Here is a 16,772-nt window from a genome sequence, read left to right as displayed (position 1 = left end):
CGGCGCTCCCCCGCATGGCCCTTGGCCGGCGCCGCGCCTTCTGGCACGCTCGTCGTGTCTCCTCGCGGCGGTGTCCTCACCGGCGATGCGCCCGCGCCAGCCGAGCGCGACGTGTCCAGTCCGGGTCCGCGCGCCTCGGGGAGCGAGGGGGGGCATGCCAACGAACGTCGTCATCGAGAGCGCGATCCGCCGTGCCGCCGTGCTGCTCGCGATCGCCGCGCTGGGCGCGTGCAGCGCGGAGACGCCGCCCTACGAGGACCTGCCGCTGCGCGACGCGCTGAGCGCCGCGCCGGAGGTCCTCGCGGCCTTGCCCGAGGAGGCGCTCCACGACGTCGCGGCCCGGCTGGAGGAGGCGCACCGCGAGCAGGGGGAGGAGACGCCGATCCTCGATGCGGAGATCGCGAGCGCCCCGGCGCTGGTCCGCAGCGCGGACGCGGCGCGGGAGGAGCTCGGGAAGGACGCGATCGTCCTCGGCGCGCTCGAGCCGTCCGCCGAGGGGTTCGTGCTCCGCTCCCTCGCTGCGGAGCGCGGGTCGGAGCGGCCGCTCGCCCGGCCCGTCCTCGCGGGCCAGCCGGCGTCGCCGGAGACCGCGGGGCTCGAGGACGCGGCGCTCGGCGGCCGGGCCGGCGCGATCGTGGCGGACCTCGCGCGGCGCGCCGGCGCGCGCGAGCTCGTCCGCGTCACCGGGCTGCCGGCGGGCGTGGTCGCCCAGGAGGGGGCGGTCTACGTCAACGCCGCGTGGCTGGTCGCGCTGAGCGCCCTCCCGCCCTCGGACGCGCCCGCGCTCGAGAGCCCCCAGGGCGGCGTCGCGCTGCCCGAGCTCCCCCGGAGCGAGCCGCAGTCCGTGCGCGCCAACCCGTACCACCTCCCCGGGTCGGTCGCGGAGTGCGCCGCCGGCGTGCGGGACGTGTGCACCTGCGCCCAGGCCGGGCGATGCGAGCACGAGCGCACGGATCCGCGCTTCGCCGACGCGCAGGCGGAGTGCGCGTGGGTCAACGCCGGCGCGATGAACGCCGAGGCGCTCTGCGTGCTCGCGCTGATGAGCATCGAGGGGGTGAAGGAGTGCGTCCTCGCCGCGGGCAGCGGCGCGTGCGCCGCCCTGCCGATCGCCGACCGCGACGGCGCGCTCGCCTTCGCCGCGAACGCGGGGTGCATGGCCGTGCTCGACCGCTGCCTCCAGTACGGCGAGCCGACCTCGCCGGCCGGCGTCCCCATCGGCGCGCCGAGCGGCTCGTCGGGCGACGGCGACTGCGGCACCTGCGGCGGCGGCTGCGCTGGCTGCAACGAGGACATCGCGGGCTGCAACGAGAACTGCAGCGACTGCAACCAGAACTGCAGCGATTGCAACCAGAACTGCCGGGACTGCAACCAGAGCTGCAAGGACGGCGATCCGACGGCGGGCAGCGGCTCGGCCACGAGCTGCCGGCTGAGCGCGGGCGGGCGCGACCTCGGAGGGGGCCGCCCGGGCGCGCCCGTGCCCCTCGGCGGCGCGTTCTGGCTGCTCGTGCCCGCGGGCTACATGCTGCTGCGCATCCGGAGGCGGGCGTGAGCCGGGCGCTGATGCTCTGGCTGGAGCGCCACGGCCTGCCGCCGTGGCTCGCGCCGACCTACGCGGTGATGGTCGCCGTCGCGGGGCTCCTCGGGTCGGCGGCGTTCTTCTGGCTGGTGCGCCGGGACCGGGGCGACGTCGGGGTCGAGGGGCGCGCGCTCCTCTGGGGCTACGTCGCCGCGCTCCTCGGCGGCTACGCCTTCGAGGCGCTGCGCGCCGTGCCCGAGGCGCTCGCGCGCGGCGCGTGGGGTCCGGTGCTGCACGCCGGCCGGGCCGCGTACGGGGGCCTCCTCGCGGGCGTCGCCGTCGCCGGCCTGGTCCTGCTCCGCCGCGGCGCGCCGGTGCTGCCGTTCCTCGACCGGCTCGTGCCCGGGCTCGGGATCACGTACGCCAGCGTGCGGACCGGGTGCTTCCTCGCGGGGTGCGACTACGGCCGCGTCACGGCGGGCGCGCTGGGCGTCCGGTTTCCCGCGGGCAGCCCCGCGGCGGCGGACCACGTCGCCGCCGGCTGGGTGCCCCTCGGGGCGCCGAGCCTGCCCGTGCACCCGACGCAGCTCTACGAGGCGGCGATCGGGCTGCTGGCGAGCGCGATCGCCGCCCTCTGGCTCGCCCGGGGGCACCGGGACGGCCGCGCCTTCGGGACCTGGCTCGCGCTCTACGCTGCCGGCCGGTTCTTCGTCGAGCTCCTCCGCGGCGACGCGGGGCGCGGCGTGTACGGGGGGCTGAGCACCGCCCAGCTCGTCTCGCTCGCGCTCCTGCTGGGCCTCGCGGCGGCCGTCCTGCGCGCGCGCCGTGCCCGCGGCGGTCGCGGCGGCGCCGCCGCGGCCCCCGCGCTGATGGCGCTCGCCGCCCTGAGCCTGGCCTCGGGGGAGGCCACGGCGCAGCCGGCGCGCTCCGAGCCGCCGCCGGCCGCGAAGCCCGCGGCGGCGAGCTCGGCGCCGCCCGTGGCGCCGCCGCCGCGGGCTCCGGCGGCGCCGCCGGCTCCGGCGCCCTACCCGTACCCGCCGCCTCCGCAAGGCGGGTATCCCGCGCCCTATCCGTACCCGCCGCCCCCAGCGGGCGCGTATCCCGCGCCCTATCCGTATCCGCCGCCTCCGGCAGGCGCGTACCCCGCGCCGTATCCGTACCCGCCGCCTCCAGCGCGCGGATATCCCGCGCCCTATCCGTATCCGCCGCCTCCGGCAGGCGGGTACCCCGCGCCGTATCCGTACCCGCCGCCTCCGGCCGGCGGGCCTCCCCCGCCCTACCCGTCCCCGCCGCCCTCGGCGGGCGGGTCCCCCGCGTCTCCCCCGCCCTCGGCCGCGGCCGCCGCGCGGCCGCCCGGGCGCACGCCGAAAGCGCCTCCGGAGCCCGCGGCCGAGGAGCCCGGGACAGGCCCCCAGGCGGAGGCCAACGCGCGCCGGATGGCCCTCTCGCTCGGGATCTCCGGCTACTTCGTTCCGGCGCGCTTCGCGGTCAAGGACGGCATGTCCGTGGATCTCGACGTGCTCGCGCGCCTGCGCCTGAGCGAGACGCGCCGCTTCGAGATCGGCGTCGAGCTCCGGAGCGTCTCGACCACCGACGTCGACCAGGTTGCGGCCGGCGTGCCGCTCCGTCTCGTCATGGGCGTCGGCTCGCATCTGGAGATGTCGATCGGGATCACGCCGGGCTATTACCGCATCTTCTTCGACTCGCCGTATTTCGAGAGCGTCGGCGCCTTCGGCGGCCGCTTCGCCTGGGGGCTCCAGCTCCCGATCACGCCGCACCTGTTCGTCGGTGTCTCTCCGGTGAATTTCCTCTTGCTCGGCTCGAGCGACGTGGATGCGCTCGTGGCCTACGAGCCCGGGCTCTGGGTCGGCGCCGGGCTCCTGTGATGGAGCTCGCCGGAGCGCTCGGGCGCTGATCGAGAGGCCCTGATCGAGCCCGCTGTCACGGCCGGGGTGCGGCGACCTCTGGCTCGCCCTCGTCGCCAAACAGGAGCTCGACCCGGGGCTCCAGCGCTCAAGCTCCATTGCCGGTGCAGAACGTCTCATGGTATCGTCGCGCCCCGCCCGCTCAGCGGGGATGTTTTACCTATCCTCGCATTCGGCATGCATCGGAACCTGAACCTCAATGAGTGACGATCCCCAGCTCGCACACTGTACAGCACGAATCGGAACGGTCCTCCGGGGCAAATGGCGCATCGATTCGCTCATCGGCGTGGGCGGGATGGCTGCAGTTTACGAGGCGACACACAGGATCGGCCGGCGCTGCGCGATCAAGATCCTCCATCCGGAAATCGCGGTCTCCAAGGAGCTTCGAGCCAGGTTCGAGCAAGAGGCGCTCGCGGTGAACCAGCTCGGCCACCCCGCGGCCGTCAATGTCGTCGACATCGATACGAGCGAAGATGGCTCGCCGTTCTTGGTGATGGAGTTGCTCGACGGCGAATCGCTCGGCAAGCGTGCCCACCGCTCCGGCGGCATCGAGGAGCGCGAGCTGCTCCGCGTCGCCTCGACCGTGCTCGAAGTGCTCGACGTCGCGCACGGGCTTGGCATCGTCCATCGAGACATCAAACCCGACAATCTGTTCTTGACATCGTCAGGCGGCGTCAAGGTCCTCGACTTCGGGATCGCTCGAATGAGGCAGGGCGGCTCCAATGTTCGCACGCGCATCGGCGCGATGCTCGGGACTCTACCTTACATGTCGCCCGAACAAATCGCTGGTGGCGAGATCGATGGGCGGGCCGACATCTTCGCCGTTGGCGCGACGATGTTTCGAATTTTAGCGAAACGCCGTGTGCACGAGGGCTCCACGGAGAGCGAGCTCCTCATCAAAATGGCGACGCAGCCCGCGCCGGCCCTCCGCACCGTTGCGCCCTCTGTCAGCCCGGAGGTTTGCGCCATCGTCGATCGCGCGCTCGCCTTCGATCTGTCGCGCCGCTACCCAACGGCCCGCGCCATGCGTGAGGACATCGAGCGAGTCTTGGGCGCCAGTGCTGCCCCTCACGCGCCGACCCCAGCGTCGTTCCGAGCCGACGTGTCGTCTGCGATCAGCGTCGATGGGCCGACGATGGCCGCTCCTGCTCCCGGCCAAGCGATGCAGGCACCCATGGTCGTGTCCGTGCCGCCTCAATCTGTCGCGACCAGCCCACAAGCGGGCTCGAATTCGCCATTCTTGATGATCGCAGTGATTGGCTCTTTCGTCGTCGCCGTTCTTCTTGCCGCTGTACTGTTCGTCGTTCGTTCGCGAGGCTCCGCAGAAGACACTCGCGAGAGCGCGGACGATGAGACATCTCAAGAGGACGAGGCGAGCGGCAGCTCTCGCACGATGGCCACGTCTTCCGGTACCAGCACACCATCCTCAACCGCTGGGCCCGCGCCGACATCCCCGACCGCTGCGCCCTTACCTGCGCGCCGGCCTGCCCCCAATGGCAAGTATCGCCTCCTCATGAAGGACGGCAAGTATCCATTTTGCGTCACGTCAAAATTGAAATACGCCTATCCAGTACGCACGAATGCTGAGGGCGTCAAGGTGTGCAGCGGCACCCCCGACGGGCCCATTCCGATTGACGGTCTCAAAGCCTACCACCCCTCCGAGCTCCAATGGGAATAGCTCTGTGAGAAGCGGCGGCCTCATCTTGTACCGTGTCGGCGTGCCGAAGAGCACGCCGCCGCCCAGCTCCCCGATCGCCCGCCCTCGATGTCTTCATCGCGCCTTCGGGGCGGGGCTGGAGGTCCCGGCGATGCGGGCGGCGCAGAGACGGGCGGCGACCGGCGAGCTACGGCTCGATGCGCTGTGGTCATCCTTGTAGGCTGGTGTCGGCGTACGGGACCAGGCCCCGAACATCGCGGAACTGCCCAGCTTTTCCGTGCAGTGCGTGGATTGTGCGTGATGTCCACTCGGACGGCGGTGCGGTTCCCCCGCTCTCGGCACCTTTGTGCGTGTACACTCCTCGGCATGCCAGGGATAACTCCACCGAGGGGGCGCTCAAGCACCGACGACGTCACGGTGCCGATGCTCGGGAAACAACGCGACGCATCCGTCGTTGAGCTCTCAAGCTCGGCCCTGGGGGAAGAAATCGAGACTGCGGCACGACCGTGGTCGGACGACGCACCCACGCTGGTGCGCTCGGACAACAAAGCGCCAGCGCTGTTCGGGAGCTTGATCTCGGAGCGGTACCGCGTCCACGAGCTCATCGGGCAGGGCGGCATGGGAGCCGTGTACCGCGGCGAGCAGGTGCACCTCCGCAAGCAGGTCGCGATCAAAGTCCTCCACCCGAGCGCCCGGAACCTCCCCCAGATCGTGGCGCGGTTCGAGCGCGAGGCGATCGCGGGGGCGCATATCCAGCATCCGAACGTGGTCTCGGCGAACGACTTCGGTCAGCTCGCGGATCGGTCGCATTTTCTCGTCCTCGAGTACGTCGAGGGCGCCCCGCTCCAGGACGTGATCGCCTCGGCGCCGCTCCCCGCGCGGCGCGCGCTCCACATCGCGAGGCAGATCGCGTCTGCTCTGGAAGCGGTGCACGCGAAGGGGATCGTGCACCGCGATGTGAAGCCGCAGAACATCCTTCTCGACGCCCGTGATCAGGTGAAGCTCATCGATTTCGGCCTCGCCAAGGTGAACGTAGAGCTCCTGTCCACCGAAAGCCGCGAGGTCACGCGCAAAGGCCAGGACCTCACCGCTGCCGACCAAGTCCTCGGCACGCTCAGGTATCTCGCGCCGGAGGCCGTGCGCGGCATGGATGCCGTCGATGCTCGCGCAGACCTTTATGCGCTTGGAATCATCTTGTACGAAATGCTGTCCGGGAGAGGCCCGTTCGACGCGAGCGACGGCCAATCTTCCTTCCGGCAGCGGCTCCTCGAGGATGCGCCCCCGCTCCGCCAGCGTGCTCCGGGATTAGGGTTCCGCCCCGACGTGGAGGCGATCGTGATGTGGCTCGTCCAGCGAGACCCAACCCAACGCTATCCGACGGCTACCAGCGTGATCGCGGCCATCGACGCGGCCATCGCGGCGATGGAGGGCGCGCCGAGGGAGCTCGAGCCGACCGTTACGATGCACCACGGCGCTCCGGGGCGCCAGACGAGCGCGACATCGCGCGCGTCCAGGTGGACCTCGCCGGCGATGCGGCCGTGGCTCATTGCGTCCATCGTCGTATCGCTCTTGCTCAGCGTCGCGCTCTTGATCGCCATCCTGCTCAGCTGACAGAGGCTCAAAAAGGCCGCATCGAGCCTCGGCACCGGCGTCACCAAGCCAGTCGGTGCGCGCATCGACTGGGCGAGCCTGCTCCTCAGGGTGTACCTCGTGGACGTGTTGGCCTGCGGGGTGGCAGGCGGGCGCGGCGTGCGGCCGGGCGGCCGCGGGCGATCACGCGGTCCGCTCCGCCTCGTGGAGCTCCGTGGTGAACCGCTCGACCAGCCGGTGGGGCGTCTCGTTGAACAGCAGCCGGAGCACGTCCGGGCGCGCGTAGTGTCCCGTCGGGTCGGCCGCCGCCTTAGCGAGCGAGATCAGGCCGAGATCGACGTCGGCGTAGATCAGGCCCTCTGCGCGCTCGTCGAGCGGCTCTGCGAGCGCACGGCCATCCGGGCCGTAGATCATCGCGAAGCCGCCGCCGGACACGAGGAGCTCGGCCCGCTCCGGCGAGTCGCAGAGGAGCGCCGTCATCTCCTCAGATACCGTGGCGCACGCGGCGACGACGAAGCACTGCCCCTCGACGGCGTAGATCCGGCTGGCGGCGGCGTTCACCTCGGGGCCGAACGAGTAGGCCATGTCCCGGTAGACCGAGATGCTGGGCCACGAGGCCGCGTGCACCTGCTCGCCCTGGATGAACATCGCCTGCTTCACGAGCGGCTGGATGTGCTCCCAGCAGTTGAGCGCCCCGAGCCGCCCGATCGCGGTGGCGTGCACCTTCAGGTCGCCGCCGTCGCCCTCGCCGAAGACGGTGCGCTCGGCGTGCGTCGGCTTGAGCTTGCGCCGCGCGGCGATGAGCCCGCCGTCGGGGCCGAGGAGGGCCTGTCCGAGGTAGAGGCTCGAGCCGGCGCGCTCGCTGTAGCCCATCACCACGTGGATGCGGTGCCGCGCCGCGGCCTCGCGTAGCCGCGCCATACGCCGCTCGCCCACCTCGAGCGACTGGTCGGCGTAGCGCTGCACGAACTGCATGCCCCAGGCCGGTGATCCGAGCCAGATCCAGAACGGGTATCCGGGCAGCCACACCTCCGGAAAGACGATGAGCGAGGCGCCGTGGCCAGCGGCCTCGGCGATGAGGCGCACGGCCTTATCCACGCCGGCGTCGAGATCGAGAAAGGCTGGGGCGGCCTGGACAGCCGCGGCCTTGAATCGGGGATGGGTCATGGTCATGGCCCATCCATAGCGCCCTCGCCGCCACGCCGCCGACCGGCGCGTCTACGCCAACGCCGACCGCGACGCGCGCCGCGAGCTCCTCGCCACGGCGCTGATGCTCATCGACACCTGGTCAGGCCGCGGGCCGCGTCTCCTGGCGCCGCAGGTGCCCATCCAGGGCGACTCGAGCGCTTCCCACGACGCGTGGACGCGCGGGCTCGTCATTCGACGAGGCGCGCGCCAGCGTACTCGGGCGCGCCCTCCAGAAGCTGGCTGAGATCTCGCGCAGCGCCGGAGAGGAACCCCCTGAGCCAGGTGCGGCGCTCACGTAGCCTGGCGACCGGCGTCGGCGGCGGGAGAGCGCGCAGGCGGCCGCCCGCTCCCCCGCCCTTCGCGCCGGATCAGTGGCTCCAGCTCGTGCCCTCCGCGATCTTCTGACCGGCCGGGCCGAACGTCGTCTGGAGCACCGACTTGCCCTTGATGCGGACCTTGGTGACCGTCTTCGGGATGGACCAGCTCACGACGTCATCGCAGCTCGGCTGGATGAAGCCGCCGCCCGGGTAGTACACGCCGGTCTTGCTCTTCGTCGCGCCGATCTGCACCCAGCAGCCCTCGACCTCGTCGAAGCCGTAGAGCGTCGCCGTCGTCGTCGTGTGCTCGCAGACGCTCTTCGACTTGGGGGCGTTGACGCTGTACGCCATCGCCGTCTGGGTCGACGCGAACGCGTTCTTCACGTTCGTGACCTCGACGACGTAGTTGCCCTTGCTGCTGTAGTACGTGTTGTCCGGCGACTCGCGGAGGGCGAAGCTGCCGACGTCGCTCGAGTTCGACTGGGCCGCGGTCTGGTCGACCTGCAGGGCGGAGATATCGACGCACAGCGCCTGCGAGGTCTCTTCGACCTCCTCCAATCCGGCCAGCTCCGCGTCGAGGTCAGTCGCGTCGGCGACGCAGCCCACGAGCGCGAACGAGGACACGAGGGACGAGGCGAGGAGGATCATTGCACGCTTCATGATTGAGCTCTCTTTCAGGTATTTAGTTGAACGACACGTGATCTGACGCGCGGGCAGTCCGCCGCAGGTGCAACGAGTCGAGGCCATCCGTCGCCCGGGTCGCCCTGCTCGCCGCTTGGACCGCGCCGAGCGTCACGCAACACCTATAAACAGGAAGCGTGCCACTCCCCGATCCCGGCGCTCGGCCGCGCGCGCGCCGTCATTTTCGCGCTTTCGCGCGCTCCGCGGCCCGGGCGGTCCGCGCCCGCGCCGGCGCGCTGAGGGCGCGCCCCCTCAGCCTGGAGGCGCCGCCCTCCAGGGCGGAGTCGTCAGGGGAGATCGGAGCGCGCCGGAGCGCAGGCCGGCGTGGGACGGCGGGCGGCGGCGCCGGCGCTCAGGGCGCGAAGGACACGTGGAGCGTGTACGGCCGCCCGTCCGGCGTGCTCGCGCCGCGCTCGTCGTGGCGCGCCGCAGTAGGGGGCGAGCGCGCACGCAGCGCCGGCGGCGGCTACCCCGGGCGAAGACGGTGCCGTAGGTGGTGCGGGGCAGCATCGGCAGGTCGATCCAGCTCACGCCGCCGCGAACGCGTAACTCGATGATCGGTCTGATGTCGTCTTCCAGGAGGCAGCAGATTGCATAAGAAATCATCAGCCATCTGACGCAAGCGTAAAGATTCGACCTTGACGCCCTCGAATTGTGTGCTTTCCATCTCCCCGAAACGGCGCTCCTTCGTTTGCGTCGTTTCCCTATCCGTTTCGCTTCATCCCTGACGAGGTCAAGTGGCAATGCGGCTACACCGTACACGCGCGCGTCTCTGGCTCCCGCTCTTCTTCCTTCCCGCCTGCGTATCTCTCGATTCGCCCGACTCCGACGAGGCGATCGCGTCGCAACAAGCGGCCCTCACTGGCACGGATCTGACCCCGGCGTCCACGGTCGACGTCAGCGACATGCGGGGAAATCCCCCGGGGGTCGAGGGCATCGACAAGGTGCACGACGGCGACGTCAACACCAAGCTCTTCATGCCCCACCGCACCGACTGGATCCAGTACCGGATGCAGGCTCCGTCGATCATCGTCTCGTACGACATCACCTCGGCCAACGACTTCCCGGACCGCGATCCGAGCAGCTGGACCTTCGAGGGCTCGATCGACGGCCTGAGCTGGAGCGTGCTCGACACGAGGACGAACGAGTCCTTCGCCTCGCGGCACCAGACCCGGTCCTTCACCTTCTCGAACTCGAACGCGTACCTCTACTATCGCTTGAACGTCAGCCAGAACCTCGGCGGCGGCAACGCGCTGCAGCTCGCCGAGCTGCGCGTCGGCGGCTCGCTGGCCGCAGGCACCATGCCCGGCGCTCCGGTGCTCGCCGCGCCGAGCGTGGACTCCGACGCCGTCACGCTGACCTGGGCGCCCGCCGCGAACGCGTCCGGCTACTACGTCCAGCGCGTGAACGACGACGGCAGCGGCACCACGGAGATCTTCACGAGCTCCACCAGCTACACCGACACGAACCTGGCTCCAGGCACGAGCTATCTCTATCAAGTGCAGGCGGTGAACGGCGCGCTGCGCGGGTTCCCGTCCGAGGTCTCCGCGCGCGCCACGACGGCGGGGGTCGCCGTGCACCAGGACATCACCGCGCTCTCCTCGTCCGTGCCCGTCGAGCAGCACCCTGGAAACGGGGTCGCCGGCGAGGATGTCACGAAGGTCACGGACAACAATCCGTTCTCGAAGTACTACGAGCCGAACTCCAGCACCTGGATCCGGCTCGAGACGCCGAGCGCCGTGGTCACCAGCTACAGCCTGACGTCCGCCAACGACTTTCCGAACCGCGATCCGAAGGACTGGACGCTCGAAGGTTCGAACGACGGCACGAGCTGGACCGTGCTCGACACGCGGACCAACCAGTCGTTCACGAACCGCCACAGCGCGCGCACATATTCCTGCAACCCCGAGCGGCTGGAGTTCAGCCGATACCGCCTGCACATCCAGGACAACCACGGCGCCGGTGACACGCAGCTCGCGGAGTGGCGGCTCTTCGGCACGAGCAGCGCCTCGCTCGCCGCGCCCGCCGCGCCGGGCAGCGTGAGCGCACAGGCCCTGTCGGGCAATCAGATCCGCGTCACCTGGACGGACAACGCCGGGCAGCTCAACCCCGAAGCGTCGTACCGCGTGGAGCGAGCCACGAACTCGAGCTTCACCTCCGGTCTCGTGGTCGGGACTACCGGCGCCGGCAGCACCGAGTTCCGCGCCACGGGCCTGGCGCCGAACCAGACCTACTATTTCCGCGTGAGCGCGCAGAACGCGGCGGGCAGCTCGATCAAGGTCGGCCCCGTGAGCGCGACAACCACCGCGAACACGCCGCCCGCGTCGTTCGTGGAGAACGGCTGGTACGACGGCCAGAACCGCACGGTCACGTTGGCCTACTCGGACGCGAACCTCGCCGCGTACTTCGACCAGTACGTCCCGAACCCGTCCGGCGCCACCTGGGTGACCCCGATCGTCAGCGAAGCCTGGGGCTACGCGAAGGACACCTACGGCAGCATGGTCGACCCGATCCTTCACATGATCGGAAACCAGGACAACGCTCCGGGTGAGGTTCCCGGCACCCTGGCCTACAACGTCGGTGGAGTCGTCTACGCCTCGGACAGCGCCGCCTCCTATCGAAACATCATCTTCACCGTGAGCAGCGATTGGTCGGTGCCGGACTACGGCTGGGTCGTGCAGTCGCTGATCCACGAGATGGGGCACATCGTCGAGAGCAACAACAACGGCATCGCGGGCTCGCCCGCCTTCAATGCCTGGGGTGACAGCAAGTGGGCCGAGATCTTCGGCTACGACGTGTTCCTGAACCTGACCACGATCTCCCCGAACCTCGCGCCAGTGATCTACGCGGACAACGTGTCCCACACCGATGGATTCGGCGTTTACTGGTTCCGCGACTGGTACTATCCGCTCTATACTGGCGATTTCGGCAACACGGACGCGGACCACAAGGGCAGCCGGTTCCTGTCCAGGTTCTTCCAGCTCCTCGCCGAGCACCTGCCCACGATCAACAGCACGTACGGCAATCGCCCGCTCAACCTCGGCGAGTTCATCCACTTCTGCGCGGGCGCCGCGGGGGTGGATCTCGAGGACGAGGCCCGGCTCGCCTTCCGCTGGACGCCGCAGCTCGAGCTCGAGCTCGCCAAGGCGCAGACCGAGTTCCCCGGCGTCTCGGCGCTCTACCTCGGCAATCGCGCGCCCGGCTTCACGCTCGATCCGATCACGCGGGGCGCCACGGTCAACGTGGCGCTGTCCGGGCAGACGCTCGCGGGGACGGCGACCGATCCGGACCTCGGCGATACGCTGACGTACTCCAAGCAGAGCGGCGCGAGCTGGCTCACGGTGGCGAGCGACGGCGCGCTGAGCGGCACGCCCCCCTCCGTCGGGCTGAGCACGGCGGTCGTGCGGGTCACGGATCAGGATGGCCTCTTCGATACGGTCGAGCTCGTCTTCGAGGTGACGGACGGGACCTGCACGCCGGAGAGCGACGCGCAGTTTTGCGCGCGTCTCGGCGCCGGCTGCGGCAGCCTGAGCGACGTCGACAACTGCGGCGCGCCGCGGAGCGTGAGCTCGTGCGGAAGCTGCACGGCGCCCGAGACCTGCGGCGGCGGCGGCACGCCGAACGAGTGCGGCGATCCCGGCGGCAGCACTCCTTGCGGCGGCCTCTGCGCGAGCCCCGTCGTGTTCTCGACGCAGAGCTACCACTCGGGCAACCTCGGCACCGCGGCCACCTGCCACGAGACCACCGTGAACCTGCAAGGGCTCAACTGCGGCAACTTCGCCGCGGGGCGGACGTTCCTCATCAACGGCGTGCTCGTGACCTGCAACGGCGCCAACGTCACCTTGCCGGCCGAGCGAAACGGCGGCTATTGCATGCAGGCCAGCGCCGGAAACCAGCCGTGGGCGTATTTCTCGACGTTCTGATCTCCCCCGGCGCGCCGCGATCGTCCTTCGGAGCTAGCGCGGGGGCACGCTCGCTGGGCGCCGGCCCGCCACACGGAACAGCGCGATGGCGGCAGCGGTCCACGCGATCAGCGTGACGACCGACCCCTCGACGCCGTAAGCACCGCCGCTCAGCCACTCCGGACCGGCCGGCGTCACCTGAATCCAGCCGCGCGCCGCATGACCGGAGACGGGCACCGACATCAGCGCATCGAACAGGTAGTTCCAGGCGAAGTGCATGCCCATGGCGATCCATACGCGGCGGGTGAGCAGGTAGACGCCGAGCAGGCCGGCGCCGGCCGATGCCGTGGCCAGCACCGCGAGGACGCTCACGTTGTCGTTCGGCAGGTGGGCAAGCGCAAACAGCAGCACGTTCGATGTCACGGCGATGCGGAGCCCCCACCGCTCCTCGACGATGCGGAACAGGATGGCGCGGAACACGAGCTCCTCGAAGGTGGCGACCATGATCTGCTCCGGCAGCGGCTTGAAGATGGCGCGCCAGTCACCCAGGCCCTGCACCTGCAGGGCGCCACATAGCAGCAGCAGGCCGGCCACACCGACCGCCAGCGCCGCGCCGACGCCGAAGCCCTTTCCCAGCTCCGGCAGGATGCGTGGCCCGGCAGCTTCGCGCGGCTCGCGCTTCTCTACTTTGCGCACGTAGAAGCGGTAGCCCGCCATGCATCCGGCCGCGGCCAGCAGCGTAGGCCACACCACGCGCATGGGTTTGGGCACGATCTCGGACAGCATCAGCAGCAGCGCCATCGTGCCGATGGAGGCAAGCACCGCGAGCAGGATGCGGACGAAGGTGTTTGCGAGAAGGCGCTTGCCCAGCGAAGGGCGGAGCGCTGCGTCAGGAGCGGCGGTGCTCATTGGTCCTCCTTGGTTGAAGTGCTCCGGAAACCCTCTGCGCGCCGCCCTCCGAGGTACCACATCCGTTCGCCGCGCCACACCTCCCCGTGCCCACGCTCGCGCGTCTTTTACCGACGCGCCCGGTCGCTGCGCACGGCGTGAGGTGTCGTGCGGCGAGGGGCGACCGGCGCGACCGGCTGGCGACGCGGCGAGGGGTAGGCGCGCGCCGCCGTGGGTGCGAGGCGGCGCGCTCAGAACATGGCGCGGGGGTTCGGCGCGTCGGGCGGGATGTCCTGCAGCACGTCCCAGTGCTCGCAGAAGCGCCCGTCGGCGACGCGGAAGATGTCGACCACCGCGACCCCGCGCGGCCGCCGCGGGTTCACGAGCTTGTAGTGCACCACGGCGTACTCGGCGTCGGCGATCATGCGCTGGATCTCGACCTGCGCGCCGTGGAGCGGCGTCTCGCCGTCGCGGAAATAGGCGATGAAGGCCTCGCAGCCGTTGGTCCCGGGCGCGGCGCGCGCGTCGGGGTTGTGGTCGACGAAGTCGGCGGTCAACAGGGCGCGGACGGCGTCCCACTGCCTGCCGACCACGGCGTCGTACAGCTCGAGCAGCATCTGCTTGTTGCGTTCGGGGTTCATACGGAGGGGGCGTGCCTTTCTGCACCGGGGGCATGGTCGCTCGGCGGTGCGCGCTCACCCTCGCAGCGGGGCGCGCGGCGGGCTTGAATCTGCGCGCCAATCGTCGGCGCCAATCGTCGGCTGCCGCGCGCACCGCGCCGTCGGCGCGCGCTAGCGCGTGCGCGCGACCGCGCGATACGCGCTCGGCGGCATGCCCGACGCGGCGCGGAACTCGCGCGCCAGGTGGGCCGCGTCGCTGAACCCGTACGCGTGCGCGATCTCGGTGAGCGGCCGAATCGACCCGGCGATCGCGACGGTGACGTCGCGCGTGCGCACGCGGCGCGCGAGCGCCGAGGCGGTGGTGCCGTGCGCCGCGAGCCGGCGCTGCAGCGTGCGGACCGACTGCCGCGTGGCGTGCGCGAGGCCCTGCGGCGTCCACGGCGCGTGCGGCTCGCGCGCGATCGCCGCGAGCGTGGCGGCGACCGGGTCGTCCGCGGCGCTCGGTGGGTGCAACGTCAGACGCGCGGGCGGCGCCGGCGCGGTCCGGCGCGACCACGCGAGGCGGAGCGCGACCGGCGGCTCGGCGAGCGACGCGGGCCCGAGCCAGCGGGCGTCGCAGGCGAGCTCCCGCCACGGTCCGCGCGCGACGCGCGCCGCGACGACGAGCTCGCCGTGGCCCATCCGGCGCAGCAACGCGGCGAGCACCCCGGTGATCATCACGGTCTGGCTCGCGGGGGCGAGCGCGCCGGCGTACGGCTGCGCCGCGAGCTGCAGGGCGCCGGCGCCGTCGAGCGCGAACCGCGTCTGGTGGCGCACGCCCCACGCGCGCTCGAGCGCGCTCCAGCGATGCGCGAGCTGCGCCACGCTCGCGGCGCTCTCGAGCAGGTAGAGCGTCGGCGAGAAGGTCAACGCGTCGAGCCCGTCGCCCAGCGCGAAGACGGCGCCGAGCCCACCGACGCGTGCGCGCTCCGCGACGAGCGCCCGCAGCGGCGCCGCGGGGCTGAGGGCCTGCAGGGCGGGGTCGGGCGCCCGCGCGACGTGCGCGTCGCGCGGGCGGACGCGCTGCGCGAGGTGGAGCAGCTGCAGGCTGACGTTCTGCGACACGGGGCGTGGGCGCCGCGACGGGCGTGTGGACGGCCGCGGGCACTCGCGCGCGAGTGTGGCACCTGCGCGCGCGGGCCGCCACGGTCGTGCGCGCCCCTCGCCCGCGAGGGGTGCGCACGCGCTCACCTCTCCCTCCTGGGCGATCTCTCGCCGCCCGAGCGCGATATCGCCTTCGGCGCGCCCGCAGGCTGCTCAGCAGTGGTCAAATTTGAACATGAAGGCGGGAAGGCGGGAAGAAACATTGATGATCTCCCTGCCTTCCCGCCTTCATGTGGACTCTCTCTGGGCAAAGTTGACCACTATCCGACGGCGCGTCGCTCGCGCTCCCCTCGGAGCCGAGTGACATGATCCGGTCGAATTCGCACGATTTCGCCCGTGGCGGCGCGCCGCGGCGCGTGGGGGGACGCGCGGCGGCGTGCCGCCCGGGGGCTCAACCCAGCATCGCCCTGTAGACGTCGCGCGGATCCATCTGCTCGGGGAAGACCGAGCAGCCGCCGTCGTTGATTTCGATCACCGTGTACCCACCGCGCTCGAGCCGGGCCACGTCGGCCGTGAAGAATGGGGAGCCGATGGCCTGCCCGAGATGGGCGAATTGTCCCGGATGCTCGAGCGTCGAGTCCACGTCGTAGTACGGCGCGTGCGCCACCAGCCGCCCCTCCCAGAACACGAGCCGGTGCTCGTCGGTCACGCGACGCTGGCCGGGCGCCCAGCCGGGCAACGTCGCGAGATCGAGGTACTTTCTCACGACGAACCCCCGCTCGAACCGGTCGCCGCGGAGCTCCAGGACCTTCTCGCAAATCTCGGCGAAATCGTCGTACGTGGCGCCCTCGGGCACGAAACACGCGCGATGCCAGAGCTCCTTGACCGATTTCACGTGATCCTTGACCACCCACGGCGGCGGCCCGAGCTCCAGGGCCACCTCCCACGCTTCCCGGATGTCTTCACCTTCGGTCCACCGCGTGGGCGCCGTTCGATCGCCGAGCAGCGGGACGTAGCTCGGCATGTACATCGCCTCGGCGAAGCTCTCGGGATCGACGACGAGCTCCTCGCCGCGATCCTGCATGGCCTCGTACAGGCCGGTGTATTCCTCCTCGCTCAACATCCACCCCCGGTAGAGCCACGTCCGGTACCGGGGCTTCGGCAGCCGGCGCAAGGCGCGCTCCGGCTCGCCATTCACGACGGGGTCGAGAGGGATAGCGTACGACTCGATGCCGAGCTCCTCGGCGGCCAGCACGTCGATCTCGAAGCGATCATCGGCGAGCTGAGGGACATGGGGTCTTCCGAAGAGGATGGTGACTTCGCTCATGGAGTCCTCCAGGCTGGTGCCGCGCGTGGATCCGGGCCGCGCGGCGGGCCGACAAGGTGGACCCGTGTTCGCGAAGAA

Annotated in this window: 11 protein-coding genes; 5 read left to right on the top strand and 6 right to left on the bottom strand. The window is 70.8% G+C overall.

What is annotated here, in order from left to right; genetic code table 11:
- Window positions 1-154 precede the first annotated feature (154 nt).
- The 4 genes from WMF26_RS09890 to WMF26_RS09875 all read left to right on the top strand — a co-directional run bounded on the left by WMF26_RS09890 (window position 155) and on the right by WMF26_RS09875 (window position 6,709).
- The gene (locus WMF26_RS09890; protein WP_438000116.1) at window positions 155-1,549 is read left to right on the top strand and encodes a hypothetical protein; all 1,395 of its coding nucleotides are present in this window, start codon (window positions 155-157) and stop codon (window positions 1,547-1,549) included.
- Complete coding sequence (locus WMF26_RS09885) at window positions 1,546-3,402, top strand: prolipoprotein diacylglyceryl transferase (RefSeq protein WP_438000115.1); 1,857 nt, start codon at window positions 1,546-1,548, stop codon at window positions 3,400-3,402. The genes WMF26_RS09890 and WMF26_RS09885 overlap by 4 nt, the downstream gene beginning before the upstream one ends.
- 238 nt (window positions 3,403-3,640) lie before the next feature.
- A complete protein-coding gene (locus WMF26_RS09880) occupies window positions 3,641-5,119 on the top strand; it encodes a serine/threonine protein kinase (RefSeq protein WP_438000114.1) in 1,479 nt (492 codons plus the stop codon).
- Window positions 5,120-5,521: 402 nt separating this feature from the next.
- Window positions 5,522-6,709: a serine/threonine-protein kinase gene (locus tag WMF26_RS09875; RefSeq protein WP_438002394.1), complete on the top strand. Its 1,188-nt coding sequence runs from the start codon at window positions 5,522-5,524 to the stop codon at window positions 6,707-6,709.
- Window positions 6,710-6,871: 162 nt separating this feature from the next.
- On the opposite strand, the gene WMF26_RS09870 is transcribed toward WMF26_RS09875, so the two are convergent.
- Both WMF26_RS09870 and WMF26_RS09865 read right to left on the bottom strand, forming a co-directional pair.
- Window positions 6,872-7,861: a carbon-nitrogen hydrolase family protein gene (locus WMF26_RS09870; RefSeq protein ID WP_438000113.1), complete on the bottom strand. Its 990-nt coding sequence runs from the start codon at window positions 7,859-7,861 to the stop codon at window positions 6,872-6,874.
- A 383-nt stretch (window positions 7,862-8,244) separates the two neighbouring features.
- Complete coding sequence (locus WMF26_RS09865) at window positions 8,245-8,853, bottom strand: hypothetical protein (RefSeq protein ID WP_438000112.1); 609 nt, start codon at window positions 8,851-8,853, stop codon at window positions 8,245-8,247.
- 926 nt (window positions 8,854-9,779) lie between these two features.
- On the opposite strand from WMF26_RS09865, the gene WMF26_RS09860 reads away from it, so the two are divergent.
- On the top strand, window positions 9,780-12,797 hold the full coding sequence (locus WMF26_RS09860) for a fibronectin type III domain-containing protein (protein WP_438000111.1): 3,018 nt from the start codon (window positions 9,780-9,782) through the stop codon (window positions 12,795-12,797).
- Window positions 12,798-12,830: 33 nt separating this feature from the next.
- On the opposite strand, the gene WMF26_RS09855 is transcribed toward WMF26_RS09860, so the two are convergent.
- The 4 genes from WMF26_RS09855 to WMF26_RS09840 form a co-directional block, all read right to left on the bottom strand.
- Complete coding sequence (locus tag WMF26_RS09855) at window positions 12,831-13,685, bottom strand: CPBP family intramembrane glutamic endopeptidase (protein WP_438000110.1); 855 nt, start codon at window positions 13,683-13,685, stop codon at window positions 12,831-12,833.
- Between the two features lie 230 nt (window positions 13,686-13,915).
- The gene (locus WMF26_RS09850) at window positions 13,916-14,305 is read right to left on the bottom strand and encodes a nuclear transport factor 2 family protein (RefSeq protein WP_438000109.1); all 390 of its coding nucleotides are present in this window, start codon (window positions 14,303-14,305) and stop codon (window positions 13,916-13,918) included.
- A gap of 150 nt (window positions 14,306-14,455) precedes the next feature.
- Window positions 14,456-15,388, bottom strand: a complete 933-nt coding sequence (locus WMF26_RS09845) for a helix-turn-helix transcriptional regulator (RefSeq protein ID WP_438000108.1) — start codon at window positions 15,386-15,388, stop codon at window positions 14,456-14,458.
- A 430-nt stretch (window positions 15,389-15,818) separates the two neighbouring features.
- A complete protein-coding gene (locus WMF26_RS09840) occupies window positions 15,819-16,694 on the bottom strand; it encodes an ATP-grasp domain-containing protein (protein WP_438000107.1) in 876 nt (291 codons plus the stop codon).
- Window positions 16,695-16,772 lie beyond the last annotated feature (78 nt).

The organism is Sorangium sp. So ce185 (genome assembly GCF_051526825.1).
Taxonomy (GTDB): domain Bacteria; phylum Myxococcota_A; class Polyangia; order Polyangiales; family Polyangiaceae; genus Sorangium; species Sorangium cellulosum_D.
Note: the sequence above shows the minus strand (reverse complement) of the source record. Positions and strands in the feature narration are given on the sequence as shown.

Coding starts and splice junctions, on each gene's coding strand:
- WMF26_RS09840 (WP_438000107.1), bottom strand. CDS start 16,694: ATGAGCGAAGTCACCATCCTCTTCGGAAGACCCCATGTCCCTCAGCTC.
- WMF26_RS09855 (WP_438000110.1), bottom strand. CDS start 13,685: ATGAGCACCGCCGCTCCTGACGCAGCGCTCCGCCCTTCGCTGGGCAAG.
- WMF26_RS09890 (WP_438000116.1), top strand. CDS start 155: ATGCCAACGAACGTCGTCATCGAGAGCGCGATCCGCCGTGCCGCCGTG.
- WMF26_RS09850 (WP_438000109.1), bottom strand. CDS start 14,305: ATGAACCCCGAACGCAACAAGCAGATGCTGCTCGAGCTGTACGACGCC.
- WMF26_RS09880 (WP_438000114.1), top strand. CDS start 3,641: ATGAGTGACGATCCCCAGCTCGCACACTGTACAGCACGAATCGGAACG.
- WMF26_RS09865 (WP_438000112.1), bottom strand. CDS start 8,853: ATGAAGCGTGCAATGATCCTCCTCGCCTCGTCCCTCGTGTCCTCGTTC.
- WMF26_RS09860 (WP_438000111.1), top strand. CDS start 9,780: ATGCGGGGAAATCCCCCGGGGGTCGAGGGCATCGACAAGGTGCACGAC.
- WMF26_RS09870 (WP_438000113.1), bottom strand. CDS start 7,861: ATGACCATGACCCATCCCCGATTCAAGGCCGCGGCTGTCCAGGCCGCC.
- WMF26_RS09875 (WP_438002394.1), top strand. CDS start 5,522: ATGCTCGGGAAACAACGCGACGCATCCGTCGTTGAGCTCTCAAGCTCG.